20 protein-coding genes are annotated in these 26,279 nt (G+C 46.5%); 8 read left to right on the top strand and 12 right to left on the bottom strand.

The genetic code is table 11. From position 1 onward, the window contains the following. Positions 1-89 precede the first annotated feature (89 nt). The 4 genes from fadA to SDE_RS08400 all read right to left on the bottom strand — a co-directional run bounded on the left by fadA (position 90) and on the right by SDE_RS08400 (position 6,234). Positions 90-1,265, bottom strand: coding sequence for an acetyl-CoA C-acyltransferase FadA (fadA, locus tag SDE_RS08415; protein ID WP_011468088.1), 1,176 nt, complete (start codon positions 1,263-1,265; stop codon positions 90-92). A gap of 2 nt (positions 1,266-1,267) precedes the next feature. Continuing rightward, positions 1,268-3,433: a fatty acid oxidation complex subunit alpha FadB gene (fadB, locus tag SDE_RS08410; RefSeq protein WP_011468087.1), complete on the bottom strand. Its 2,166-nt coding sequence runs from the start codon at positions 3,431-3,433 to the stop codon at positions 1,268-1,270. Between the two features lie 283 nt (positions 3,434-3,716). Beyond that, positions 3,717-4,346 carry a helix-turn-helix domain-containing protein gene (locus SDE_RS08405; protein ID WP_049762603.1) on the bottom strand — a complete coding sequence of 210 codons (630 nt, stop codon included), beginning with the start codon at positions 4,344-4,346 and terminating at the stop codon, positions 3,717-3,719. 31 nt (positions 4,347-4,377) lie between these two features. Further along, positions 4,378-6,234: a beta-ketoacyl synthase gene (locus SDE_RS08400; protein WP_011468085.1), complete on the bottom strand. Its 1,857-nt coding sequence runs from the start codon at positions 6,232-6,234 to the stop codon at positions 4,378-4,380. Positions 6,235-6,456: 222 nt separating this feature from the next. Here SDE_RS08400 and SDE_RS08395 point away from each other — a divergent pair, with 222 nt between their 5' ends. Further along, the gene (locus SDE_RS08395; RefSeq protein ID WP_011468084.1) at positions 6,457-7,449 is read left to right on the top strand and encodes a GlxA family transcriptional regulator; all 993 of its coding nucleotides are present in this window, start codon (positions 6,457-6,459) and stop codon (positions 7,447-7,449) included. 4 nt (positions 7,450-7,453) lie between these two features. Here SDE_RS08395 and SDE_RS08390 read toward each other — a convergent pair whose 3' ends face one another. Both SDE_RS08390 and SDE_RS08385 read right to left on the bottom strand, forming a co-directional pair. Continuing rightward, the gene (locus SDE_RS08390; protein WP_226986482.1) at positions 7,454-8,002 is read right to left on the bottom strand and encodes a class I SAM-dependent methyltransferase; all 549 of its coding nucleotides are present in this window, start codon (positions 8,000-8,002) and stop codon (positions 7,454-7,456) included. Between the two features lie 165 nt (positions 8,003-8,167). Then, a complete protein-coding gene (locus tag SDE_RS08385; protein WP_011468082.1) occupies positions 8,168-8,677 on the bottom strand; it encodes an Hsp20 family protein in 510 nt (169 codons plus the stop codon). A 545-nt stretch (positions 8,678-9,222) separates the two neighbouring features. On the opposite strand from SDE_RS08385, the gene SDE_RS08380 reads away from it, so the two are divergent. From SDE_RS08380 to SDE_RS08355, 6 genes are all read left to right on the top strand, one after another. After that, positions 9,223-9,540, top strand: a complete 318-nt coding sequence (locus SDE_RS08380) for an HPF/RaiA family ribosome-associated protein (protein ID WP_011468081.1) — start codon at positions 9,223-9,225, stop codon at positions 9,538-9,540. 186 nt (positions 9,541-9,726) lie between these two features. Then, the gene (speA, locus tag SDE_RS08375; protein WP_011468080.1) at positions 9,727-11,646 is read left to right on the top strand and encodes a biosynthetic arginine decarboxylase; all 1,920 of its coding nucleotides are present in this window, start codon (positions 9,727-9,729) and stop codon (positions 11,644-11,646) included. A 57-nt stretch (positions 11,647-11,703) separates the two neighbouring features. Continuing rightward, entirely contained in the window at positions 11,704-12,903 is a 1,200-nt protein-coding gene (locus SDE_RS08370) for a saccharopine dehydrogenase family protein (RefSeq protein WP_011468079.1), read from the top strand. After that, complete coding sequence (gene nspC / locus SDE_RS08365; RefSeq protein WP_011468078.1) at positions 12,903-14,066, top strand: carboxynorspermidine decarboxylase; 1,164 nt, start codon at positions 12,903-12,905, stop codon at positions 14,064-14,066. The genes SDE_RS08370 and nspC overlap by 1 nt, the downstream gene beginning before the upstream one ends. A 42-nt stretch (positions 14,067-14,108) precedes the next feature. Beyond that, positions 14,109-14,813 carry a GGDEF domain-containing protein gene (locus SDE_RS08360; RefSeq protein ID WP_011468077.1) on the top strand — a complete coding sequence of 235 codons (705 nt, stop codon included), beginning with the start codon at positions 14,109-14,111 and terminating at the stop codon, positions 14,811-14,813. A 41-nt stretch (positions 14,814-14,854) separates the two neighbouring features. After that, positions 14,855-15,139 carry a pyrimidine/purine nucleoside phosphorylase gene (locus tag SDE_RS08355; RefSeq protein ID WP_011468076.1) on the top strand — a complete coding sequence of 95 codons (285 nt, stop codon included), beginning with the start codon at positions 14,855-14,857 and terminating at the stop codon, positions 15,137-15,139. Positions 15,140-15,205: 66 nt separating this feature from the next. On the opposite strand, the gene SDE_RS08350 is transcribed toward SDE_RS08355, so the two are convergent. From SDE_RS08350 to SDE_RS08330, 5 genes are all read right to left on the bottom strand, one after another. After that, entirely contained in the window at positions 15,206-16,432 is a 1,227-nt protein-coding gene (locus SDE_RS08350) for a glycoside hydrolase family 27 protein (RefSeq protein WP_011468075.1), read from the bottom strand. A gap of 123 nt (positions 16,433-16,555) precedes the next feature. Then, on the bottom strand, positions 16,556-19,027 hold the full coding sequence (locus SDE_RS08345) for a bifunctional diguanylate cyclase/phosphodiesterase (protein WP_011468074.1): 2,472 nt from the start codon (positions 19,025-19,027) through the stop codon (positions 16,556-16,558). Continuing rightward, positions 19,027-19,653, bottom strand: coding sequence for a YfiR family protein (locus tag SDE_RS08340; protein WP_011468073.1), 627 nt, complete (start codon positions 19,651-19,653; stop codon positions 19,027-19,029). The genes SDE_RS08345 and SDE_RS08340 overlap by 1 nt, the downstream gene beginning before the upstream one ends. 155 nt (positions 19,654-19,808) lie before the next feature. Beyond that, complete coding sequence (locus SDE_RS08335; protein WP_011468072.1) at positions 19,809-21,005, bottom strand: MbnH family di-heme enzyme; 1,197 nt, start codon at positions 21,003-21,005, stop codon at positions 19,809-19,811. Beyond that, a complete protein-coding gene (locus tag SDE_RS08330; protein ID WP_011468071.1) occupies positions 20,998-21,801 on the bottom strand; it encodes an MbnP family copper-binding protein in 804 nt (267 codons plus the stop codon). Before SDE_RS08330 ends, SDE_RS08335 begins: the two co-directional genes overlap by 8 nt. A 226-nt stretch (positions 21,802-22,027) precedes the next feature. On the opposite strand from SDE_RS08330, the gene SDE_RS08325 reads away from it, so the two are divergent. Next, positions 22,028-24,502: a choice-of-anchor B family protein gene (locus tag SDE_RS08325; protein ID WP_049762601.1), complete on the top strand. Its 2,475-nt coding sequence runs from the start codon at positions 22,028-22,030 to the stop codon at positions 24,500-24,502. Positions 24,503-24,578: 76 nt separating this feature from the next. On the opposite strand, the gene SDE_RS08320 is transcribed toward SDE_RS08325, so the two are convergent. Further along, positions 24,579-26,234 carry a di-heme-cytochrome C peroxidase gene (locus SDE_RS08320; RefSeq protein WP_011468069.1) on the bottom strand — a complete coding sequence of 552 codons (1,656 nt, stop codon included), beginning with the start codon at positions 26,232-26,234 and terminating at the stop codon, positions 24,579-24,581. Positions 26,235-26,279: the final 45 nt, after the last annotated feature.

The following is a 26,279-nucleotide window of genomic DNA, read 5'->3' as shown; positions in this document are numbered from 1 at the left end:
CTTTTAATAACCATAAAAAAGCCTCGAAAGCCTTTATTCATGGGCTATTCGAGGCTTACCTACTAACTTTCAATCAGCTTGAATGCTTTTTAAACACGCTCAACAATGGTGGTTATACCCTGCCCTAAACCTATACACATAGTAGACACCCCTAGCGTGGCGTCTTTATCTTGCATAACTGAAAGCAGCGTACCGGTAATACGGGTACCCGAGCAACCAAATGGATGCCCCAGCGCAATTGCACCACCATATAAGTTCACCTTGTCTTCCATAGCATCCAGCAAGTTAAGGTCTTTAAGTACGGGTAACGCCTGCGCAGCAAAGGCTTCGTTAAGCTCTACCACATCTATATCCTCAATAGATAAGCCAGCGTTTGCCAGTGCCTTTTGCGTGGCAGGCACTGGGCCGTACCCCATAATTGAAGGATCAACCCCCGCCAGCGCCATGCTGCGAATTTTAGCTATAGGCGTTAAACCCAACTCAGCCGCCTTAGCCGCAGACATAACCAGCATGGATGAGGCGCCATCAGTTATTTGCGATGACGTACCGGCCGTAACCGTTCCGCCCTTGGGGTTAAAAGCAGGCTTGAGCTTAGATAAAGCCTCAACGGTAGTATCTGGCCGAATTGTCTCGTCGTGCTTGATTAACGTAGGGGCACCGGTTTCGTCGTGGCCGATGCGCGCGATAATCTCTCTGGCGAACTTACCCTGCTCAGTGGCTTCAGCCGCTTTTCTGTGTGATCGCGCCCCAAACTCATCCATCGCTTCACGGGTAATACCGTGCAGCAACGAAAGATACTCTGCCGTTAACCCCATAGAGCCAGCTGCTTGCGCTACTGAATGACCGAGTGCGGGGTTGGGATCGACATGCTGGTTCATATCGATATGCCCCATGTGCTCAACACCGCCCACCAAGTACACATCGCCCAGCCCAGCCATAATATTGGCAGCCGCTGTGTGCAATGCAGACATAGAAGAACCGCAAAGGCGGTTTACGGTTTGCGCCGGTACAGTGTGGGGCAAACCTGCACGCAGTAAAATATTGCGAGCAACGTTAAACCCTTGCTCGCCGCGCTGCATTACACAGCCCCAAATCATATCGTCAATTTGAGCTGGGTCGAGCGCCGCATTGCGAGCGAGCAAACCAGTAATAAGATCTGCACTTAAATCATCTGCGCGAACATTTCTGTAACAGCCATTTTTAGAACGGCCCATGGGAGTGCGAGCGTAATCGACAATCACCACATCTCTAGGTTGCAAGCTCATTATTAGGCTCCTTGGGTCTGGTTGTAATATTTTGCATTTTTTGCGGCTAGGGCTTTCATTCCATCAGTTGGAACGTAAACCAACCCTAAATCGGCCAGCGGCGCAGCCATATCGATAAACGCTTGAATACCAATGCTGTCTATCCAACGGAATACACCACCACGGAATGGAGGGAAACCTAAGCCGTAAATAAGCGCCATATCAGCTTCAGCGGCACTGCTCACAACCCCCTCTTCCAAGCAGCGCGCAAGTTCAGTTGCCATTGGCACCATCATGCGCGCAATAATTTCCTCGTCGCTAAACTCTTTGCGTTCTGCGCAGTGAGGTTTAAGCAACTCGTAAGTGTCTTCCGCCATTACTTTTTGCGGCTTACCTTTTTTATCTTCTTTATACGCGTAAAAACCTAAGTCGCTCTTCTGCCCTAAGCGGCCAGATTCAAACAAAATATCAGACGCAGCTTTAAAGGTTTTTGCCATACGATCTGGAAACCCCTCAGCCATTACGGATTCGGCATGTACACCAGTATCAATACCCACAACATCCATAAGGTAAGCCGGGCCCATTGGCCACCCCCAGCGCTCCATGACTTTATCTACTTGCTGAAAATCTGCTCCATCGCGCAGCAACATCGCGAATCCAGCAAAATAAGGGAACAATACTCGGTTGACTAAAAAGCCAGGGCAATCGTTAACAACAATTGCTTTTTTACCTAATGCATTGGCATAGGCCACTGTTCTTGCTATTGCTCTATCAGAGGTTTTAGCACCGCGAATAACTTCAACTAACGGCATGGCGTGCACTGGGTTAAAAAAGTGCATTCCGCAGAAATTTTCTGGCCGCTTTAATGCTTCACCTAAATAAGAGATAGAAATAGTAGAAGTGTTTGAACACAAAATAGCATCGGTGCTTATTTTGTCTTCCACTTCAGCCAAAACTGCGCGCTTCACCTTTGGGTTTTCAACAACAGCTTCCACCACTACATCTACATCGTCAAAATTGTCGTAGCTTAAAGTTCCATCAATGCGGCTTAGTACTTGCCCCATTTCTAGGTTGGTCATGCGCCCCCTATCGACGCGCTTCGCAAGAAGCTTGGTGGCTTCTTTTAAGCCCAGCTCCACACCCGCTGCGGCAATGTCTTTCATTTTAATGGGCACGCCACGGTAGGCAGACTGATAAGCTATACCACCACCCATAATGCCCGCGCCCAATACGGCTGCATGCTCTACTTTTTTGTCTGATTGCTTTTCCCAATTTTTAGCTTTTTTACCTAATAGCTGATCGCTTTGGAATAAACCTATTAACGATTCTGCCACACTAGTAAGCGCCATTTTCGCAAACAGCTTAGTCTCTACAGGAATAGCCTCATCGCGCCCTAGCTTGGCACCATGTTGCATAGATTCAATTGCGGCGATTGGGGCTGGGTAGTTGCGACCAGCTTTTGCTTTAACAAAGGCCTTGGAAGATTCAAAAGCGAGGAGGCTTTCAATATCGTTATGTTTTAAGGGGCCTTTTTTCTTAGCTCTGCGCTGAGTAATTTCTAGATCACCAGCAACAGCATCGGCAAGCACTTTTAAAGCGGCGTCGCGCAGGTTTTCAGGTTCTACAATACCATCTACTACGCCTGCTTTTAATGCAGCATCTGGTCTGTTTTCGGTGCCGCCGGCAATCCATTCCACTGCCACGTCGACACCCGCAACACGAGACAAGCGCACAGTACCACCCCAACCAGGAATAATACCCAACTTGGTTTCGGGCAAGCCTATTTTAGCGGCAGTGCTCATTACACGGTAATCGCACGCCAAACAAAACTCTAAACCACCGCCTAAGGCATAGCCATTAATTGCCACTACCGAAGGGAATGGCAAGTCTTCGAACCGGCTAAACAGCTTATTAACACTGCTTACCCCTTCGATAATGGCCTCTTCACCCTTGGCGAAGATGGGGCCAAATTCGTTTATGTCTGCGCCCACAAAAAACACACTCTTGGCGCTAGTAACCAACACCCCTTTTACATCTTTAGCGGATTCAAGGAGATCGAGCACCTCGGCAAGATCTTTAAACACAGTTTGACCAAACTTATTAACCGACTCACCCTGCAAGTCAAAGTTGAGCTCTACACAGCCATTATCTAGCGGTGTAAGCCGTATTGCCTGACCTTCAAATTTCATCGTGACCTCTTCCTTTCTGTTATTCGGTAATTGTCAAGATTGAGTGTGTTTGGGTATAGATCAAACCCAAATTCAAACGCTTGTTTGAATGCTATTATGCACAGTTTATTTTGCATAGCAACAATTAGAAGATGCCCACAGATAACCGCGGCAGCCTCCCAGCAGCAAAACCAACAGGCGCGGTTATCAGTATGGAGTAAATATTAGGTTCGCGACAGGATTTAGGCGCCAGAAATCGGGGGTTGAGCAGCAAGAGCTCAATCAGCGCCACTAAGAAAAGAAATTACTCGGGCAGTGATGAGCAAATAAGCTCAGCAGGCATGGTACCGGGGTTTAAAATTGAGTGACTGCGGCGCAGATTGAAGTGCAGGCAATCCCCTTCGCGAAGGAGGTGCACATCGGCATCAATGGTGACTTTAACCTCACCCTTAGCCACCATAGCGGCTATCACGCCAGAGCGGCGCAGCCAATTAATGGTGACCGAAGCACCTGGCTGTATGACTTGTTTAGCCAAGTAGCACCCCGCCAAGGTGGTTTCGGAAAGCCCAAGCATAAGAATGGTGGAGCCGGGTAAATCTACCCGAGCAAGCTCTTGCTCTTTGTAGACCCCTACCTGCGCAGTGCTATTCGAAAAGAATGCTTCTAGTGATATAGGAATTGCACTGAGTATACGCTCTAGCGATGCTACCGAAGGGCTCACCTTACCCTGCTCTATCATAGATAAGGTACTGTTGGTCATTTCTGCGCGGCGGGCAAGCTCGCGCTGCGAGAGCCCTCTATCTTGACGCAAGCGCATAAGCTTGCGCCCCAAGGACTCGGCAACAGCGCCACTGGTGAGTAACTGCTGGCGCTCAGACAATTGCGCCCCAGTATCTTTTGCCTCACCTGTATTTTCGCTATTGATATCTGCCAAGCCCCGCACTCCTTATTGGACAAGCAATCGGCTAAAACTCGCCGTATCCCTCATCGTTTAGCAGAGGAATTTCAAACTCAAACCCAGGAATGCGAATTGAATCGCGCTGAATCTGAATTTTCTCCTCATCTACAATATTGTTGCCAAATTCATAGATAGGATTAAGCGCGCCTTTGTCTGCTTCGTCAAGATAAGATTGGGCCGCAGCGGTTGTTTTCTCTTGCGCAGATGAGTATGTAGCAAAGCGCTCTGTGCCGTACTTTTTAAGCAAATAACCATTCGCGATACTTGGCGAAAATACCGTTGCCGTGGCGTTGTTACCACCAAAACCTTTAGAGTTTAAGAAAGCCACGCTGCAATTCTCTACACCCACATTTTGGTCGTTTAAACCAATAGACAAGCGCTGCGCGAATACATCGTCAGCCACTTTCGCTATAGTTTTTACACCAGGCACTATACCTTTAGCGAAAATACCTAAGCTTGTAGCTAACTGGTCACCACTCGCCGGCCCCAATGAGTGACCAACATAGGATTTAACCGCAGCAACCGGCCAGCTCTCTATACCAAAAGCTTCCGCTACGCGGTCAAATATTCGCGACTCGGTTACTCGGTTTTGCGGCGTACTAGAGCCGTGTGCCTGCACGAACGACTGATGCTTGACTACCTGCTCCCCCACAAGGGTTTGCGCCAAACCAACAGCTTTAGCCATGGTTATATAGTTACCCGCCCCAGGTGCAGAAATAGATTTTTTATAGCCATCGGCATTTACATATACACCAGGCACAGCACCAAACACTTGGGCACCAAGTTCGAGTGCCAAATCGTCTGCCATTAACACAACATACTGAGAGGACTCAGCCAAAGTGAAACCGCAGTTATCACCAAATGGACGACTGGCTCTGCGGTAATCCGGCGTTGCTACGCCATCTAATTTCATAAGGTTGGTATCGGTGGCCAATGCACTCATAGCGGCATAGCCATCCATTACTTCAGGCACAATCGGCGCTTCGGCACTACCCACAATAACAACTTTGCGACGCCCCGAGCGAATATCTTCTACTCCCTGTCGCAAGTTGTATAAGAATGTTGCACAAGCTCCAGCAATCCCCGCCGTTGCCCCCAAGCTACCTAACACATAGGCATTAATAAAATCTGCTGGCATGGTGTTCAAACCCATGGCCAACTGCTTGGATGTGGGTCGCACACCGCGCTGACGCGCTTGCATCATTCCGCCAAAACCGGTGGCATCTAGCTGGCTCATCACACTGCTGCTGTATACAGCAATTTGATCTGGTGTAACGAGCTGAACGATTTCAGACCACGCCAAACCCATGGATTTAACGGCATCTGACGCGCCCAAAATAGACATTTGCAAACCGCGAGGGTGGTGCTGTGAACGGTAGTGATCGCCAGGCTCAAAACCTGTTGGCAATTGGCCCGCTGCCTGCACTGCCATTGGCGTATTATGCTCAACAAACACTGCCTGCTCTTGAGGCAATGTTACGCGAAACTGTTTGCCGCCTTCGTCCAATGGCTCTGCAGTCCAACCAGCGGGTAAAGGCTTAGGTAATTCTTTACCAGACACCAAATATTGATTTACGCCTTTCACTGCATCCATTGGTGCCAATTTTTTAACGCCCGGGGCCGCTTCCGGGTCAAAAAACCTAGTTTCTAGGCGTCTTACTAATGTGCCGCTTAACACAGCCTCTTCATCAGCCCCCTTCAAACCCATTAATGCAGATAACCCAGCAATAGTTTGATTTCGCTCATTTACGCCGAGTGACTCCAGCACCATGCGCGAGTATGCCTGATGACCAGAACTGCGACCGGCAGCATTAAAGCCACCGAAACCAACAATAAGAGGTAACACACTAGAATGATTCGTCATGAAGATGCCTTTGTGTATCTAAATTCGCTGCGCTTATGCACTGCAAAGGGCAAGCTTTGCGCAGCAATCAATCATTATGCTCCCGCAAGTGGGGTAGCGAGAAAGGCGCTAGTGTAAGACAAAGCCAACCACATAATTAGGGCATTTTAGCCAATTGTAATAGCCATATGCGCCACCCAACGTTAAACTAACGCTTCGTAAACACACTGCGGCTAACGTTGAATGAAAGTAGTCTTCTTACTCTGCCCCAATATGCTTGCCACCAGCGTAACCTTACCGCTGGAACTACTACGCGCAGCCGAGGCACTAAACAATTCCGCGCGCGACCTTAAAAATAAAAATGTAAAAGCGCTGGATATACAACTTGCTTCTGTGAACGGCCAACCAGTGAAAACCCATACAGGGTTAACCTTAAATGCCGATTGCGCGGTGCAGGGCTGTGATGATGCCGATATTGTTTATTTGCCGGCGTTGTGGCGCAACCCGTTTCCCACAGTATCTGGCTCGCCAACCACTACCGCATGGCTAAACAACTTATATGAAAATGGATGCACAATTGCAGGTGTAGGCACGGGCTGCTGCTTTATGGCAGAAGCAGGCCTGCTCGACAACAAACCCGCTACCACTCATTGGCATTTTTTCGATGCCTTTCAGCACCGCTACCCGCTCGTGCAACTAAAACGACAATATTTTATTACCCAAGCGGGCAACCTTTATTGCACAGGCAGTGTGAACGCCCTTGCGGATTTAACCGTACTGTTTATACAGCGCTATTATTCAAAGCACGTAGCCAGCCATGTAGAAAGACATTTTTTTCACGAAATTAGGCAAGCCTACCAAAGCGGCACAAGCTTACTAGAGCAAGAAAACTCTCACCCAGATGAGGAGATTATTCAAACACAAATTTGGCTGCGCGATAATTTCGCAAAAGAGATTAAATTGAATGATGTTGCCCAGCTATTTAGCATGAGCCCAAGAACGTTTACCCGTCGCTTTAAAAGCGCAACCGGTCGCACGCCACTACATTACCTGCAAAATATTCGCATAGACGTAGCCAAAGACTTATTGCAAACCAGTAATTTAAGCGTATCCGAAATAATGTTTCGCGTGGGTTATCACGACCCTACACACTTCACCAATTTATTTAAAAAATCGTTAGGTGTTACACCCAGCCAATACAGAACAACCGTAAGAGCAAAATTATTTAGCGTTTAACAAGCTAATTACTAGGCTTAGTAAATATAAAGGAATCTGCAGCTACTACTTCTAATATCGCCCCCCACTTTTTCTCCAAATAGCGCAAAGTAGCGAGAGAAAAAAAGATTATGTGGGTTGGATCATTTTTATAATGCCAACCTTTAAAAGCTTCGGCATCGCGCACAAGTTTAGTCATTACGCCCAGCACGCCACCCGGCTTTACGCATTGCCATAGCAATTCCAAATCTAAGCGCGGATCAGACAGATGCTCCCACACCTCGGTTGCAGTTACAAAGTCATACTGCTTTGCTAGCACGGCATCATCTGGGTAATAAAATTTATCAAACAAGCTTACCTGCGCGCCCTGCTCTTCAAACATAACCGATAGGGTTGGCCCTGGGCCGCAGCCGAAATCTAACCCCTTGGCTTTAGCTGGTAAACGAGCTAAAACAGGCGTAAAAATACGGTTTAAAAACGTTCTATAACCAGTATCTTCTGGGGTATTTATATGTTTATCGTATTCTTGTTTTTCACTTTTAGCGCTCAACCAATACTGGCTGGGAACAAACACTAATTGGCAGCACCCGCACTGGTAATACGACCTGCGTTTATCCGTGTAAAACAGAGTAGCTTGAGTGGTTTGGCACAAAGGGCAAGTAAAGTTATTCAACAGTAGATTCTTTTAGAAATGAAAAAGGGCCGTTAAAACGGCCCTTAGAAAAAGTAGATTAAAGGATTAGTTGGTGCCAGTAGCATCAAGTGGCCGCGCTTCGCGCACGCTATCACCTAGTGAACCATCGACAGATCTAACATTATTACGTTTTGTAGAAGTAATTTGAATTGTGCGCGGCTTCATTGCCTCTGGTATTTCTCGCACAAGCTCTACATGTAGCAACCCGTTATCCATATTGGCACCTACTACTCGCACATAGTCAGCTAATTGGAAGCGGCGCTCGAAATTTCTCGCAGCAATTCCTTGATGTAAGAAGGTTCGGCTTGCTTTCTCTTCAGCTTTTTTACCCATTACCGTTAAATAGCCTTGCTTAACTTCAATAGAAAGTTCTGTATCTTCAAAGCCAGCAACAGCCATAGAAATTCGATATTGATCTTCGCCAGTTAACTCTATGTTATAAGGCGGATAAGATGGCTGAGCTTGATCGGCGCGCGTTAAATTATCTAGCAGGCCGGCCATGCGATCAAAGCCAATAGCAGAACGGTACAATGGGGTTAAATCGAAATCTCTCATAATTAAATCCTCTATATTCTCAACCGAGCAATATGTTTGTTTTGGCTTATCTGTACGATCAAGCCGGGGTTAAATTAAGCCACTCATTATCGAGCTGGCTTACAACTTAATGTCGGGATGCAATTTTTATTTTCAAGCCTTTAATTAAATATTTTTTATTTTTAATAAACACATTAACTAACCGCTAGCTATCCGTTAAGAATGCACACTCATAAACGCCCCCACTAAATAATCCACTAGAACCGTTAGCATTTTGAAGCATATAGAAAGCTGCTTTTATACTTAAAAAGTTCTTGAATTATCTGCTGTAACGTTCAATATGTAGTGGTGGGCCCACCTTTATCTTTGCTCTACAACGCTATGCGCATTGTAGGAGGAGTTGCTTTGATCCGGCATTTATTGCCTGTACTGCAAAGCAATTAAGGTTTGGCTACACGCTCGCCTCGTTTTAGCAGCGTCTACCGCATTACAGCCTCTCCGCTCCCCTTCACAGCTAGCCCACGGACAAAGCTTGTATTGAATATCATTTGAACGGAGGTTCACTTATGAAGCCAAATGCAGACGTGGTTTACCGCGATTTAGACACCTCACCTGCACTGAATGATGTTATCTATAAGAAAATGGAGAAGCTGCACCGCTATTCAGACTCCATAATTCACAGCAAGGTTGTGTTAGACAGCCCCCACAACCAGAAGCACAAAGGCAAACTCTACCGAGCCTCTATTGAAATTGGCTTGAAAGGCCATCCGCTCACTGTGAGCCAAGATGCCCCTAACGTGCATATTGCCGTAAGAGACGCTTTTGCCGCTGCTGAACGAAAAATCAAAGAAGACAACAGCAAACGCCGCCCAACAAGACATTAAGTTTAAGCGAGGCTGGGTTTCTCCCAGCTTCGCTCTCCCCCTGCTTTACATTACCAATCCGCTCGATTTTCTTACCCTTATTCCCCCTAAAGGGATAGAAATACCCCCTTAAATCTGCGATAGTGCCGCCTTTTCGTAAACCTAAGGCTAGCCTAGCGCTGCCGCCTATTTGTGAGATTCAAAGCATTGAAAATACCGTTTAAAAAAGGTTGGTCTATCGCCGATTCAACTGAGTTGTATGGCGTGAATGACTGGGGTGTAGGCTACTTTTCTGTGTCTGAAGACGGCAAAGTGATTGTAACCCCCAATATTGACGGCAAAACCATCGAACTTCCATTGTTAAACGTGGTTTCCGACATTAAGGATCGGGGCATGGATGTGCCCGTTTTAATACGCTTTGAAGATTTACTAGAAGAACAAATAGGCCGCTTAAACAACGCTTTTACTACCGCAATCAAAGCCAGCAACTACCAAGGCCAATACCGTGGCGTGTTCCCTATTAAGGTGAATCAGCAGTGCCACGTTATTGAAGAAATCGCCGAAGTGGGCGCTAAATATGGTCACGGCCTTGAGGCGGGCTCTAAACCCGAGCTCATCATTGCGCTAGCCCACCTAGAAAGCCAAGACGCTTGTATTGTGTGCAATGGCTATAAAGATGCCGAGTTCATCGATTTAGGCCTACAGGCCTGCAAAATGGGCTATAAGTGCTTCTTTGTAATCGAAACGCCGTCTGAGCTACCTATTATTATTGAACGCAGCCGCAAGCTGGGCATTAAGCCTATGATTGGCGTGCGCGTTAAATTAGCCTCTATGGTTGGTGGACACTGGAACGCCACCAGTGGTGATCGGTCTATTTTTGGCCTATCTATTGCCCAACTTATTGAAATGGTAGATACCCTCAAAGCCGAAGGCATGCTCGACTGCCTTAAGCTGCTGCACTACCACCTGGGCTCGCAAATTCCAAATATTCGCGACATTCGCTCTGGCGTGCTTGAAGCCTGTCACGTTTACAACGAGCTAGTTAAAGAAGGCGCGGCTATGGGCTACCTAGATTTAGGTGGTGGCTTAGCGGTGGATTACGACGGCTCCAAATCTAACTATATTCACTCTAAAAACTACACCCTAGATGAATACTGCACAGATATAGTGGATGTCATTATTTCTACCCTAGACCCGCAAGGTGTAGAGCACCCTACAATTATTACCGAATCTGGCCGGGCAACTATCGCCTATTCATCTGTACTTGTATTCAACGTATTGGATGTCGCTAAGTTTGAGCCGGCCTCACCTGTAGATGAAGTACAAGAAGACGAGCACGAGCTTATACACAACTTAAAAGAGTCGCTAGATTCTGTATCGCTGCGTAATATTCAAGAGTGCTATAACGATACCGTTTACTATCGCGACGAGATAAGAGAGCTATTTAAACGCGGTCAAATATCTTTGCGCTCTCGCTCACTTGCAGAAAACCTATTTCTACAAACCATGCACCGCTTGGTGGCACTTGCCGATGATGCCCCGCGCACCATGCATGAAATAGAAAAGTTAAAAGAGCAGCTATCTGATATTTACTACTGCAACTTCAGTTTGTTCCAGTCGCTGCCAGATATTTGGGCTATTGATCAAATTTTCCCAATCAGCCCTATTCATCGCTTAAACGAGTTCCCCGATCGCAACGCGATGATTGCCGATATAACCTGCGACTGCGACGGCAAGATAGACCGCTTTAGCAATATGCACGAAACCCGCAAAACTTTGCCGCTGCACGATTTAAAAGCAAACGAAGAATATTATATAGGCGTGTTTTTAGTAGGCGCCTATCAAGAAACGCTGGGCGACTTACACAATTTGTTTGGCGATACCAACGTGGTTAGCGTGCGCGTTCAAAAAGATGGCAGCTACGATTTTTCCGACGAAATTGAAGGCGATAGCATTGCCGACGTACTCACCTACGTTGAGTACCAACCGCAAAACTTACGCGAGCGGTTCCGCAAAATTGCAGAGCGCTCTGTTCGCCAAGGCTTCATTACAGGCGCCGAACGCCAATCCATAATGAAAACTTTTTCAGATAGCATGATGGGTTACACCTACTACGAAAAAGACTAAGTCTTTCTCTTAAACGAATGCATCCCCGTTAGGGAAATTATTTTTTGGAGTCCAATTATGAGTAAAGTATTAATTATTGGCGCCGGTGGCGTAGGTGGTGTGGTTGTGCACAAATGTGCCCAGCTAGCAGAAGTATTTGACGAAATTGTTTTAGCTAGCCGTACCGAATCAAAATGTAAGGCTATTGCCGCGCAACTTTCGCGCCCGATTAAAACAGCCCAAGTTGATGCCGATAACGTAGAAGAATTAACTGCACTTTTAAAAGCAGAAAAGCCAGACCTAGTAGTTAACGTAGCCCTGCCCTACCAAGACCTACACATTATGGATGCATGCTTAAACGCTGGCATAGATTACTTGGATACAGCTAACTACGAGCCGCCAGAAGAAGCCAAATTTGAATACAGCTGGCAGTGGGCATACCAAGAGAAATTTGAAAAGGCAGGCTTAACAGCGTTATTAGGCAGCGGCTTTGACCCTGGTGTAACTAACGTATACACCGCCTATTTACGCAAGCACTACCTCGACGAAATTCACGAGCTGGATATTATCGACTGCAACGCAGGTGATCACGGTCAACCGTTTGCCACTAACTTCAACCCAGAAATCAATATTCGTGAAGTTACTGCGAAAGGTCGCTACTGGAAAAACGGCGAGTGGTGTGAAACGCCCCCGCTAACGGTAAATCAAAGCTACGACTTCCCTGCTGGTATTGGCCCCAAAAATATTTATTTGATGTACCACGAAGAGTTGGAATCAATCACCAAACACTTCCCAGAAATTAAACGTGCTCGTTTTTGGATGACCTTCTCCGATAACTACCTGAAGCACTTAGAAGTACTGCAAAACGTGGGCATGACCCGCATCGACCCTGTGGACTACAACGGCACAGAAGTTATTCCATTGCAGTTTTTAAAATCCGTACTGCCCGACCCAGGCAGCTTGGGCCCATTAACTAAAGGCAAAACCTGCATTGGTTGTGTAGCCAAAGGCATAAAAGACGGCCAAGAAAAAATTTACTACATATACAACATTTGCGATCACGAAGAATGCTACGCAGAGGTTCAATCACAAGCCATCTCTTACACCACTGGTGTACCAGCAATGATTGGGGCCAAAATGATTCTTGAAAACAAATGGAAGCGCCCAGGCGTTTGGAATATGGAGCAGTTCGACCCAGACCCATTTATGGATGATTTGAACCAATATGGCTTGCCTTGGCAAGTTGTTGAGCTAGACAGCACAGGTCTTATCTCTTAATGACACAAGCAAAATTCACTTTAGACGTAACACGGGTACCCAGCCCGTGCTACGTTGTTGATAAAGCCAAGTTAGAGCAAAACCTGCGCATTCTCGATTACGTGCAGCAGCAAAGCGGCGCCAAAGTGCTGCTCGCTTTAAAAGCATTTTCTATGTTTTCGCTCGCCCCGTTAGTAATGAAATATTTAAATGGTGTGTGCGCCAGCGGCTTAAACGAAGCAAAACTCGGCCGCGAAGAATTTGGCAAAGAAGTGCATACATACTCCGCAGCATTTCGCCCGCAGGAATTTGAAGAAATTTTGGCGGTAAGCGACCACCTTGTATTTAACTCATTTAACCAATGGGAAACATACAAAGCGCGCTGCCTAGCCGCACAGCAAGATCGCCCTCACCTAGAGTTTGGCCTGCGCATAAACCCAGAACATTCCGAAGGTGAAACCCCCATGTATGACCCGTGCGCGCCTTGTTCACGTATGGGTATACCTATCAAACAATTCGCCAACAAAGATCTTCACGGCATAAGTGGCTTGCACTTCCACACCTTGTGCGAGCAAGATTTCGCGCCTTTGGCACGCACACTCGACGCCGTGGAAGAAAAGTTTGGCGATATATTACCCTCACTAAAATGGGTGAATTTTGGTGGTGGCCATCATATTACCCGTGCAGACTACCAAGTAGATGCTCTAATTGAGCGCCTAAATGCATTCCAAACCAAATACGACGTGCAAGTGTACCTAGAGCCCGGCGAAGCTATTGCGCTTAACGCGGGTGTATTTGTAAGCGAAGTACTAGACACGCTTAATAACGGTATGGACATAGCCATTTTGGATGCCTCTGCCACTTGCCATATGCCCGATGTGATTGAAATGCCCTACCGCCCACGCATTACCGGTGCAGGTGAACCCGGCGAGCGCAATCACACCTACCGGTTGGGTGGCCCTAGCTGCTTAGCAGGCGATGTAATTGGCGACTACAGCTTTAGTAACCCGCTGCAAATTGGCGACCGAATGACCTTTGAAGACATGGCTATATACACCATGGTAAAAAACACCACCTTCAACGGCATCAACCTGCCATCTATTTGTGTGTGGGATTCGACCACCGACGAGCTGGAAGTGATTAAAAACTTCGGCTATGAGGATTTTAAACAACGTTTGTCCTAAACTAATAAACACTTAGGGCAATTTGGAAACACAATACTCGTCATGGGCGACTCCTCACAAGCCAACAATCTTTCACCCACAGATACCTCCGCCTCGCCAGAGAGTTGCCCTCTCGGCGAGCATGACTGCCCTATATACAACCATATACAACAACTTGAATCGCGCATTGCTGAGCTTACCGAGCAGGTAAACACCGATTCCTTAACCGGCCTCTACAACCGCAAGCATTTCAACGAAAGCATAGCGCAAGAGTTAGAGCGCACCCAGCGCAGCCGCCAGCCAACATCATTAGCGCTTATAGACCTAGACCACTTTAAAGTAGTTAACGACACCCACGGCCATATAGCGGGTGATGAAGTGCTTAAGGCTGTCGCCAAAGCAATTGGCAACACTATTCGCAAACTGGATATCGCCTGCCGCTATGGCGGTGAAGAAATTGCCGTCATCTTCCCTAGCACCTATCAATTAGTTGCCTCGCAAGTCGCGGAGAGGCTAAGACAAGCGATTGAAAATTGCACAGTAAACCACGGCGGCAGCACCATCCCCATTACAGCAAGCATTGGCGTAGATACCTACACAGCACAAAGTAAAGAAACCGCAGTGCAATTTATTGAGCGGGTTGACCAACTCCTTTATGATGCGAAGCATCTTGGCCGAAATAGAGTTGCAACACGCACCTTTTCCTCAGAAAAAGATCCGTCGCACGTTAGTAGCGCCGAAAAAAGCGCGCTATTTGATGACGAGTAACTAAAGAACCCCTTTATATTCCAACACCATCTGGAGACACCATGTTAGAAGTCAATACTTACTTTGACGGTACAGTTAAATCTATCGCCTTTCAAACTGCCACTCTACCCGCTACCGTTGGCGTTATGGCTAAAGGCGAATACACCTTTGGTACAGACTGCAAAGAAATTATGACCGTTGTCAGTGGCGAATTAATTGTACAACTGCCAAATCAAGAAGAATGGCAAACATTTATTGATGGCCAAACCTTTGAAGTAGAGGCGAACCAATCTTTTAACTTAAAAGTACCGGTAGAAACTGCTTACCTTTGTAAATACATACGCTAGTTTCTTGCTAGGTTTGCGATCCAATAAACCCGCTGTAATGCGGGTTTATTTTTTACAATCAGCCTACTAGTTTTTAGCCGGCGTTAGCCTAAACATCAGCGTATCGTGCCCAGCTATTTTTGTTTTTAGGAATTTTTTGGTATGGCCCTTGTTGGATTTATTCCACAAATCTTGCCAGTCAAATTTTTGCTCGTTGAACGTAATAGTGCGATGCGTCAGCTCATCTTTAACCACTTCATTACGCCACTTAAACTCGAATTTAACTTCACCTTTATTTCGGTTGAGTACAGCCATTGCCCACTCATCATTCGCCAACGGTTTAAACCAAACCTCTACGCCATTTTTACTGGAATATTTAAAGCCCTGTACGCCTAGCTCGTCCTGATCGACTGCTATCACGGCCTTATTGGTGAGAATTTTTCTGGTAGCTTCCGACATATTGCGTATATCGTTACCAGCAATAAGGGGCGCTGCCAACATAGCCCACATTGAAAAATGCGAACGGTCTTCAGCTTCAGTCATGCCATTGCCCACCTCCATCATATCGGGGTCGTTCCAATGGCCTGGCCCAGCGTACTGCCTTAGGTCGTCTTGCATATCCAAAATTTGCAATACACCCCAGGAAGACCAAGTACCGTGGTCATATTCGCAATCGAAACAGTTGTAGATATCACCCGTGGTACGCCATAGATGCCCAATAGGTTTGGCCCACTCCCAAGGCTGGTTGTCGCCCCACTCGCAAATGCTAAATACCATTGGTCTACCGGCTTTATGAATGGCTTCACGCATTGTTTGATATGCGCCTTCGGCCTTTAAGCCATCTGTAGCGCACCAATCGTATTTAAGATAATCCACGCCCCATTTCGCATACATTTGTGCATCTTGAAACTCGTACCCACGACTGCCCGGTTTACCGCCGCAGGTGGTCCAACCCGCGTCAGAATAAATACCAAACTTCAGCCCCTTCGAATGAACATAGTCGGCAAGCGCTTTAATACCGGAAGGAAACCGCTCGGGGTCTGCCTGAATAAAACCATTAGCATCGCGCTCACCATGCCAGCAATCGTCTATGTTTACATACTCATATCCCGCGTCTTTCATGCCGGAAGAAACCATATAATCAGCCGTTTCCTTGATGAGCTTTTCATCTACATCACAGCCAAAATTGTTCCAGCTATTCCACCCCATAGGCGGGGTTTGGGCTAAGTGTTCAAACTTTTTCGCCTGCGCCTGCGTACCTAGCAGGCACAAGCCAGCGACGACTAACGCCGCTAAACGTGTAATTTTTTGCATAATATCTCTCGAATGACCGTTGTTTTATTGTGATTTCACCGCACTAAGCGGATATGTAACCGGTTACCAAGCGAGATTAACAATATAATTATGACAATTCAAGCTGCAAGGCCCGAACTTAGGTTACTCTACTGCAGCGTTTAGCTGAGGTTTTAGGAAGGTGCGCACAGGCGCAGGCTTGGCGAAGTAATAACCCTGCATATGGAAGCAGCCCTGTTCGACAAGGAATTCGCACTGCTCTTTGGTTTCTATACCTTCAGCAATAACCGAAAGGTTAAGCTTTTCTGCCATTGCGATAATAGCAGAGGTAATGGCAACATCATTTGTGTCACCGGGGATATCCATAATGAAGGAGCGGTCTATTTTTAGGCTATCAATTGGCAAACGTTTCAAGTAAGAAAGCGACGAGTAACCCGTACCAAAATCATCTATAGAAATACGTGAGCCGATGTTGCGCAACCGCTCCATCGTTTCAATGGCGCCTTCAATGTTTTCAATTACCATAGATTCAGTAATTTCAAACGAGATACAACTTGGGTTAATGCCGTACTCTTCAAATACCGCCTCGACGTAAGCGAACAGAGTTTTCGAATAAAACTGGCGAGCAGAAAGGTTCATAGATACCCCTTCTATACCAATAGCGCGCAACGCTTCACCATGCTCTGCCCACAGCTTACAGGTAGCGCGCAACACCCACTGGTCAATGTCGTTAATAATGCCAGTTTCTTCGGCAAGCTTTATAAACTTATCCGGTGGAATAAAACCCTCTTCTGGGTCTTCCCAACGAATAAGTACTTCTGCCCAACGAAATTTAGACGTTTTATAATCGTATTGCGGTTGAATATAAATTTCGAAGGCTTCGCAGCTAACCGCTTGACGCAACTTCGACTCTAACCGCATTTTATCGCGCAATTGGCTATCTAACTCAGCAGAAAAGTAAGCCACTCTATTTCGACCGTCGCCTTTCGCTTTATAGAGTGCGATATCGGCATTACGCATAAGCTCTTCGGGGGTATCGCAATTTTCTGGGTAACTCGCCACACCAATTGAGGCCGTAATTTCTACAAAATGGTTTTTAATACGAATAGGACTGGCTAGTACAGATCTTACTCGCTTCGTAATTTTTTCTACTTCTGCCAGTGAAGATAAGTTGCGCAACACCAAATAAAATTCATCGCCGCCCATCCTTGCAACCAAATCTTGCGAGTGCAAACGCTGCTTAATACGACCAGCCAATACTGAAAGCAAAATGTCGCCGGCGTCGTGACCCAGCGTATCGTTTATACGCTTGAAGTTATCCAGGTCAACCAACAGCACAGCCATAATGGAGTCTTCCTCCTTGGCCAGCTGCAATTGTTTAACGAGGTAATCTTTAAAATAGCGGCGGTTGGGTAAATGCGTTAACGGGTCATAGTACGCCAGTTTTTCAAGTTCGTGCTGCGCGTTTTTCAATTCGGTAACATCAAGTACCGAGCCTACATAACCACGCACTTGATGCTCGCCAGAAACACCTTCTTTAACTTCAAGGGGCGTTACGTACTCCATTAAAATATGATCGTTCAAACGCCCCGGGGCGCGGTAACGATACTCTATTGTTTGCCCTACGCTGCCACTGCGCAGTCCTTCTATCATGCCCTCGTAGTTACGCAGGTCGTAGTCGCTTATGGATTTTAGATATTCCTGCCTGCTGCAACCATGCGGCTGGCCAGTAATAGCACACCAACGATCATTTACATACAGGGTTTCAAAATTCTCATTGCGAAGAAAAATACCAATAGGGGCGCTTTCCGCTAACGTTCTAAATCGGCTTTCGGACACCACTAACGCTTCGTTCTCTTTAGCTAAATTGTTAAGCATGGCGTTAAACACATCCACAAGCTCGCCAACTTCGTCATCGCTAATTTTTTTAACCCGCTCTCGTGATAGCGAGTTAACCGAAATGTTTTTTGCGGTGTTGTGTAAATGTGTAAGCGGGGATAACGCACTACTTAGCATTCGCCGTGAAACAAGCAGCGCAGAGATCATAACAACAACAAATAACACTAGAAGGATAAGCAGCAACTCGCGCTGACCGGTTTTAAGAAGCTTAGTATTAGCAACAATAACCAGCTCACCCACCACATCGCCCACGGACGTAACTGAGGAGTAAACGTATATCTGATCGTTTTTGGCGTTTTCTACAATTTTGGTGCCGGCTTTTAATTTACCTAAACCTAGTGAACTGTTTAGCTGCAGTCGGTCGGTAATTTGCGGCAAACTACAAATACCAGAAATACCAGAATTGGTGCGACTAAAGTATGCAAACAATTCACCGCTGCGGTTATATAAACACGCGAAATCTATGGCTGGGTGAAAGCTACTGGATACTAGGTTACGTTTAGCCGCGTCTTGATCGTAAAAATCTAAAGCTGCAACCGACCTATTGCCAAGAATATCAGCCAACACCGCGATATCCCGCTCCATCCATTTTTGCTGCTGCGCAACACCCAAGTAATACACACTCACAAACAACACGCCCAACGACAAACCGAGGGAAATTAACAGCACACGTCCTATTTGAGTACGAAAGCTCTTTTTAGGGGTTGATGGAGTCATTATCGACGCCCCTCTATGCTTTCTGCCAACTCTAGCAATGAGGAGCTAAATACCGCACCTGCAGATTGAGCGTGATTTAAATCAACCACAAAAGATACTTTGCCTCGCGTTAAACCTAGCTCTACTGCGCAATCTTGCTCACCTTGCTTAAGACCATCGCAAATATACAAAGCAGATTTATCAGCGCCTAAGGCTTTTCTTGTATCAAATTCAGGCCCCACAACAAGCACATCACAATGCTTGGCTTCCACCTGAGTGCCGTCTTCTAAACGGTAAGAGTTTTTGTCGTCGAGGTTGTAGTAGTTAAATGCTTTAACATTAGGGTGGGCAAAAGAGCGTACAGCGTTGGAGAGGTAATTTTGCGAAAGCGGCTCGCCCACACTGCATAGGGTGAGCTGATCTAGAGGCTGTGTATTCTGCCCCCACTGGGTGTATTTGAGAATAGCCACCACAACATATGCGCGCACTACCGATTCATCCAGCTTACGCTGAACCCCCTGCGCACTAGAAGCAATGCTATAAAACGCCAAGATTAACAGACAAAAGACACCTTTCCCCCACCCCGATTTGAGGGCGCGGATGCGGTCAGTTCCGAACTGAAGCAGCTCAGGTTTAATCTTGATCACGTTTCATTGAGCCGTGGTTATATCCATGTTGATTAGAGCTACGTGGGTAGCAGGCTAACGGTAACAACCTATAATTATTCATAATAGACGAAAAGGTTTGACTACGCCTACCGTACCATTCCATTTTGTTAGTTATTTGCACCCGTTTGGGCGAATTAGTCGTTTCTAGGCTGCGACCACCTAGCTTCGCTTAACACGTCGTTATCCGTCAAGGATAAAAAAAACGCCATCAATGCTGCTTTTTCGGCTTCAGTTAACGAAAACCCCTTAATAAACAAACTCTTATGCGGGTGTAGTCGGCCATCACCAAACCCGTCATAAATTGCGGGTCTACCAGCACTGCTGTAAAAGTCCAAAACTTCTTCCAAACTCTGAATACTGCCGTCGTGCATATAAGGGGCTGTAACCGCTATATTACGCAATGAAGGCGCTCTAAAGCGGTCTTTATCGGTCTCTACACCACTCACATGATATAGCCCCCTATCCACTTCAATCCCAGCTAAAACAGATTGCAATTGCGGCTGTAAAGATGAACCTAATGGATAATACAACCCCGTCACGTGAAAAGCGTCCGGCTCCCCCTTTTCACTGGCGTGTTGTGAAGTATCTGCAAAGTTAAACCCAGAGTGACAGTGGCGGCACTCTAGCCGCTCTGACATAAACAGAGCCAACCCCTCAAGCGCTTGCTCAGATAGCGCGCTATCGTCACCGTAGTACGCATAGCGATCGAAAGCAGACCGAAAAGATACAATCGAGCGCACAAAGCAGGCCAACGCTTTAACCACGTTATCCATTGTTATGCTTTTTGCTTCTGGAAATGCCTTTGCGAATAGGGCTTGGTATTGCTTATCAGATGCCAAAGCGGCCAACACACGCTCCTGCGCGCCCGTGAGCCCCATCTCCACCGGCTGCTCGTTAAATAACGGTATAAGAATCTGCTGTTCGAGGTTAGCCAAGCCGTTGTGCGCCCACGTAAAGTGGCTGCTGTAGGCCACATTCACTAAGGACATACTGTTGCGGTTAACCACTTGCCCAGTAGACCCTACAGGCATAGCTACACCGTCGGTGAAGGCTAATTCCTGCTGATGGCAACTCGCGCAGGATTGCAAACCGTTACCTGATAGCTGCTTTTCGTAAAAAAGGTGACGCCCCAGCTCTACTTTTTCCACCGTCATGGGGTTATCTGGTGGGACAGGAGGCTCAGGAAACCCCGGAGGTAAATGCCATACGTAGGGGGTAGGCTCTGAGCGCAAGCAAGCAAAAGAAAAAGCAATAACTAAACATACCAAGAGCATGCCCAGCCCAAAAACCACGTAATACTTAGCTAAAGGTAGAGGAAGGCGATTAATCATTAATGCCACGCTGCACAACCGAAAATAAATAGCCCGCATTACACACGCGGTCGCATCGCCCCTCGCTCAAACTCATCCCCAGTTGACCAAACAACGCGGCACAGTCGAGTTTAGCAGCGTAATCCCCCGTGCAATGCAACACTTCGTTACCCGCGGGTGCACCAAAAGAGGCCAATTGAAATTCCAACTTATTTTCGTTCACATCGAACACAGGAAATTCCAGCGCTAAAATATTTGGTTGAGTACACGCAGAAGAAGGAGCTCGCATTACAGAGCTTGCCGCGCAGCCCACGCTACCAATATGAAAAACAACGCCGCCTTGACTCGCCGTACTAGATAAATCCAAACGCAAAAATTTATGCCCCTGCTGCCACACCCAAAACATTGCGTCGTCGTTTAAAGGTGCTGGCGCCAATAACGGATTACTGTGATTTTGCTCGAAGGGTACCCCCATATCGAACCCAACCCCTTGAATGTTGTGTGCTTTAGTGCGTGGCGGCTTTAACACTAATTGCCTACCGCAATTTTCACTAAGGCAATGCAATTTTATTAGCGCCACGGTATTAGATTGCCACGGCTTAGTATCATCCAACACGGCAGGTAATTTTTGCCCATCTTTCAAAATAAAATACGGGCTAGATATATAAAAAGCGAGAAATTCAACACGCTGGTGCTCTGCCGCTTCCGGTAATGCAAAAGCCACTTCTAGCATAGGCTTACGCCCACAAGCAGCCATTAATAGCACCATTAACAATACGCCTACATAGGCAGCTTGCTTTTTATCGAGAACACACATTTTGCCGACTTACCCCTTAGGCACAAACTCAATAAGCGATTATTACACTGCTGCGCCGTATGGCTCCATCCTATTTGAGAAGTAGGCTACATTTTTTTACATATGTGAAGGCATTTTGCAGTGTATCTGAATTCCCTATACACGCTAATTACGCTATCGTAATAAATGAATAAACCACGCTTACTGGGTGCAAATGCACGCCTTACAAACTAATGGAATATGCTCCATGGAAAGATTACGCCTACAAACATTTTTACAACCGCTTGCGCTAGTTGCTAGCGTTGCGGCAGTCACCGTCATACCCAACGCTTTTGCCGACAGCGGTATAGCGCGGTATGTGGCAGCCGATGGGCAAGACGAGTCCGATTGCACCAATCTTTTCCGCCCCTGCCAATCCGTTATTTATGCTATTTCTCAATCGACCAAAACCGACCGTGTGTACGTTGCTGCGGGCGATTATCAAATTAACAGTACAGACGACGTTTTTACCATTGTTGCCAATAGCTATCGCTTATATGGCGGTTATTCGCGTGTTACGCAGTTCAATGCCTCCACACCAGAAGAGAGCACCACAACTTTAATTGGCATTCCTGCCCAGCAACGCACATTATTTGCAGAGCGAGGCTTCAGAGTTGTAAGCGACTTAAAACATATGCGCCCTGCTGAGCGAGCAAATACGCAGGCGCTTTCTAAAACACTTAGCGCTACGATGCAGTCTCACAGTAAAGCCGACTGCGTGAATAACAGCGCCAACAATTTCCCGTGCGAAAACATTAACCTCCTGTCACATGTTGGATTCAACGATTTACCGCTAAATGCTAGCGGTGGCAGCGACATTTGGGGCTTTGTCGATTTAAACACTCAACGGGAATACAGTATTATTGGGTTAGATACCGGTGTAGCCGTCGTCGATATTACCGATGGCGAAAACCCTTTTGTTGTCGGCTCTGACGATGGTTTGCGCAACGATTGGCGCGATATAAAAATATATCAACATTACGAAACTAACACCGCACGCTGGCAGGCCTATGCCTACGTAACTACCGAAGCAAACCAAGGCCTAGCAGTTATTGACATGACAGGCCTACCCAATAGCGTTACTAGTGTTAGTTATGCTTCAGATATTACATCTGCCCACAACGTTTATATTGCCGGCGTGGATTACACTTTTGGCGCCCCGCTAAAAAGTAACGTGCCCGCTAGCTTAACTATAGCGGGGGCCACCAACGGTGGCGTAAACAGAGTTTACTCGCTCACCACTCCCACCGCACCCAACCTAGTGGGCACAGCCGGTAGTGGTTACATGCACGATGGCAGCTCGGTATTAATTAACGACGCAAGAAAAAACACTGATTGTATAAACGCGCTCCAAGCAGATAACTGCGTTGTATATGCAGATTTCAATGAAGATGCCATTGTTATTCTCGATTTAACCAACCCTGCAGCCCCTGAAGTCATATCTACCATAACCTATAGCAATAGTGAATATGTGCACTCCGGCTGGTGGAGCGAAGATGCACAAACTCTATTTGTGCACGATGAGTTAGACGAGTTTTATACAGGCGCTCAAACCCAAGTACGCGCCTTTAACATGAGTAACTTGCGCTCCCCTGTTCCTGCAGGTAATTGGCAAAGTAGTAACAGAACTATCGACCACAACGGCTTTGTGCGCGGCAATCGCTACTACATGTCTAACTACACCGCTGGGTTAACCGTGTTAGATATTACCAACCCGCAATCTATTACTCGAACAGGCTATTTCGATACCGTACCCGCATCAGACTCCACTCAGTTTTCCGGTGCTTGGGGCGCCTACCCATTCTACCCAAGTGGCAAAATTGCAATTAGCGATATTAATTCGGGCCTATATATTCTTCAGGATAAAACACTAGCCAGCACTGCAGGTGAGTTTACGTTTAGCACTCAGCAATATTCTGGCGAGGAAGGCAACACAGTAGAAATTAACATAGAACGCCTAAACGGCAGCACTGGCGCAGCAACAGTGCAATTAGAATTACAGCACTTAACTACCACTACTTCGGATATTTCACTCGACAACACCAGCCTAAGCTGGAGCGACGGTGAAACAGCAAGCAAAAGCGTCACACTAACTATTACAGCTGATGGGTCAGATGAATCGGTAGAAAGCGCAGCACTATGGCTTAAAAACCCTCAAGGGGGCGCAACACTTACAAATGGCGGACTAGCCTATATTCAAGTCGCCGACCCCAGTAGCACCAATACAATCCAGCTAATGGCCAACCAATCTGCGCCTGCTGCAAACGATCAGCCATTCATGTTTGTTGCTCAACGACTAGGCGGCATAAGCAGTGCAGTAAGTGTAAATTACGAAGTTAGCTTAACAGTCAATAGCGCAAGCACTGCAGTTGCAAATGGCACTATTGAATGGGCAGATGGCGAAGCGGCCAATAAAGTTGTAAGCGTACCCGCCAGCGCTTTAACCGAACTAAGTGCAGCATCTATCTTAGAAATAAACCTGCAAAATGCGATAAACACTCAATTAGCTAACGCCACTGTTTCGATACAACTACAGAATCAACCCACAACGCCAACAACCCCAACCACGCCCAGCACACCATCAGAACCAAGTAACAACAGCTCTGGTGGTGGCAATATACCCGGCTATATTCTTATAGCTCTTATCGCTTTGTTGTTGTGTAGGAAAAAACGCAGTGTTTAATCAAAAAAAAAGCACTCGAATTCGAGTGCTTTTGCCTTTGGTGATTAGCTTAAAATTAAATATTAAAACTTAAACATTACAGCGTCTTTAAATATTCTACCAACGCCCAGCGCTCTTCCTCTGTAAGGGCTGCGCCAAATTCATGACCGCTATTACTGTTGCCAAGTAGCGTTGTATCAAACAAATTTGAATGCTCACCCTGCTCGGTAACAAAACCCACTTTTACGGGGTCTAGCTCTTTGTTCCCCACATAAAAACTTACAGGGCGCTCTATAGCCGGTAACAGCAAATCGAACAATGTAGGTACAGAGCCGTTATGTAAATACGGCGCCGCTGCCCACATACCGTTCAACGGCCTAGCCTTATAAACCTTCTCTTTTAAAAATGGTTCAGAGGTATACACGTCACGCTTCTCGTTTAACACCGCCGATACAGCCTGCAGAGGATGGCGAATCATAGAACCTAAAGTGGCCTGCAATACCATATCGAATGTAGCCACTTCTGCTGGGAATGGCTCCCCAACAATATATTTGGATTTGCGCCCTTCCAGTGGCCCCGTTTTAGCCTTGGCGTTCACAAAATTCTCAACCATTTTGGGGTCAGTACCAATTTGCTCTAGCGGAATGGCACCAGCCTTAAGCTTACGAGTTGGGTCGGCTCTATCTATTACGGTATGGCAGCTAGCACAGTTTTGCTCATACAACTTTTTGCCTGCGGCTGCTTTGGTTTTATCAATTTCACCCAATATTTGCTCAGGCCAAACTGGTGATGTGAGCTCATACAATTTAGTTTGAATGTATCCCAAATTTCTAAATGCAATGGTGGAAGAATAACCAAACCACTTAGAGCCGGGCATATCTATTTGGCCATACACAGCCAGTGCGGTTGTCGCATTTTGCCCTAATGGGCCTGGCTCGCTGTTTGCTGCAGATGCATTCCACTGCACTAGGTCTAAGTGCGATGCGTCCCACAGCACAGGAATACTTACAGGGCCATCTGGCACATGGCGGTTAGAAGGAATATCCATTGCTTCAACCGCAATAGCATTAAAGATTTGACCAAATGCATCTACGCGCCCATAACCATAAGGCACCTCTGTAGCATTTGCTTCTAACCTTAAGCGAAAAAAATCAACTCTCGATTTTAATGTTTCTTTTAATTCGGTTTTATCTTCTGGCGAGCTTTGCTTAAGCGCCGCAGCGAATCGATCAAACTTCGCTGCATCTTCGTAAGTAGACTTTAAAGCGCCGTACACAGTTTGCTCAAACCCAGTAAAATCCATTAACCCTGGGCCGCCATCAATATATATTTTTTGGTCTTGATAGGTAATTTCACCCGCGTGACAAGCAGCACAAGTAAGCCCTACCCATTTAGTCTCTTCGCGATCATCTACCGCAAAACCTACAGGCAAACCTTCTGGGTTATTGCGAGCGGTATCTTGCAAAATAAACCCCAAATGCCCTAGCACTTCATCGCTACGTAGTTTTTGCTCACTACCTTCCACTTCTATATTCAAAAACCACTCGTAGGGCATCAGCCTCGAGCCGAAAGTAGTAAAGTTAAACTGTTGACGAATATCTTCGCTCCAATTTTGGTCGAGCCGTACAACATCTTTACTTAGCCCAACTTTATCAAACTGTTCTTGCTGTGGATTCTTGCCAAGAATGGCATAACCTACATACAAAGCTCCCACTACCGCAAGCCCAATAATTACCTGACGCTTCTTAGACATATTCATTTCCCTTTACGAAAACGGGCAAGTACCACTAAGTGCTAC

Origin of the sequence: Saccharophagus degradans 2-40 (genome assembly GCF_000013665.1) — a bacterium.
Taxonomy (GTDB): domain Bacteria; phylum Pseudomonadota; class Gammaproteobacteria; order Pseudomonadales; family Cellvibrionaceae; genus Saccharophagus; species Saccharophagus degradans.
The sequence above is the reverse complement of the archived record's forward strand: the minus strand, read 5'-3'. Positions and strand labels throughout refer to the sequence as shown.

What these genes read in the sequence shown, in the direction of transcription:
- fadA (WP_011468088.1), bottom strand. Translation starts at nt 1,265, where the DNA reads ATGAGCTTGCAACCTAGAGATGTGGTGATTGTCGATTACGCTCGCACT.
- fadB (WP_011468087.1), bottom strand. Translation starts at nt 3,433, where the DNA reads ATGAAATTTGAAGGTCAGGCAATACGGCTTACACCGCTAGATAATGGC.
- SDE_RS08400 (WP_011468085.1), bottom strand. Translation starts at nt 6,234, where the DNA reads ATGACGAATCATTCTAGTGTGTTACCTCTTATTGTTGGTTTCGGTGGC.
- SDE_RS08395 (WP_011468084.1), top strand. Translation starts at nt 6,457, where the DNA reads ATGAAAGTAGTCTTCTTACTCTGCCCCAATATGCTTGCCACCAGCGTA.
- SDE_RS08385 (WP_011468082.1), bottom strand. Translation starts at nt 8,677, where the DNA reads ATGAGAGATTTCGATTTAACCCCATTGTACCGTTCTGCTATTGGCTTT.
- SDE_RS08380 (WP_011468081.1), top strand. Translation starts at nt 9,223, where the DNA reads ATGAAGCCAAATGCAGACGTGGTTTACCGCGATTTAGACACCTCACCT.
- SDE_RS08370 (WP_011468079.1), top strand. Translation starts at nt 11,704, where the DNA reads ATGAGTAAAGTATTAATTATTGGCGCCGGTGGCGTAGGTGGTGTGGTT.
- nspC (WP_011468078.1), top strand. Translation starts at nt 12,903, where the DNA reads ATGACACAAGCAAAATTCACTTTAGACGTAACACGGGTACCCAGCCCG.
- SDE_RS08360 (WP_011468077.1), top strand. Translation starts at nt 14,109, where the DNA reads ATGGGCGACTCCTCACAAGCCAACAATCTTTCACCCACAGATACCTCC.
- SDE_RS08355 (WP_011468076.1), top strand. Translation starts at nt 14,855, where the DNA reads ATGTTAGAAGTCAATACTTACTTTGACGGTACAGTTAAATCTATCGCC.
- SDE_RS08350 (WP_011468075.1), bottom strand. Translation starts at nt 16,432, where the DNA reads ATGCAAAAAATTACACGTTTAGCGGCGTTAGTCGTCGCTGGCTTGTGC.
- SDE_RS08345 (WP_011468074.1), bottom strand. Translation starts at nt 19,027, where the DNA reads ATGACTCCATCAACCCCTAAAAAGAGCTTTCGTACTCAAATAGGACGT.
- SDE_RS08335 (WP_011468072.1), bottom strand. Translation starts at nt 21,005, where the DNA reads ATGATTAATCGCCTTCCTCTACCTTTAGCTAAGTATTACGTGGTTTTT.
- SDE_RS08330 (WP_011468071.1), bottom strand. Translation starts at nt 21,801, where the DNA reads ATGTGTGTTCTCGATAAAAAGCAAGCTGCCTATGTAGGCGTATTGTTA.
- SDE_RS08325 (WP_049762601.1), top strand. Translation starts at nt 22,028, where the DNA reads ATGGAAAGATTACGCCTACAAACATTTTTACAACCGCTTGCGCTAGTT.
- SDE_RS08320 (WP_011468069.1), bottom strand. Translation starts at nt 26,234, where the DNA reads ATGTCTAAGAAGCGTCAGGTAATTATTGGGCTTGCGGTAGTGGGAGCT.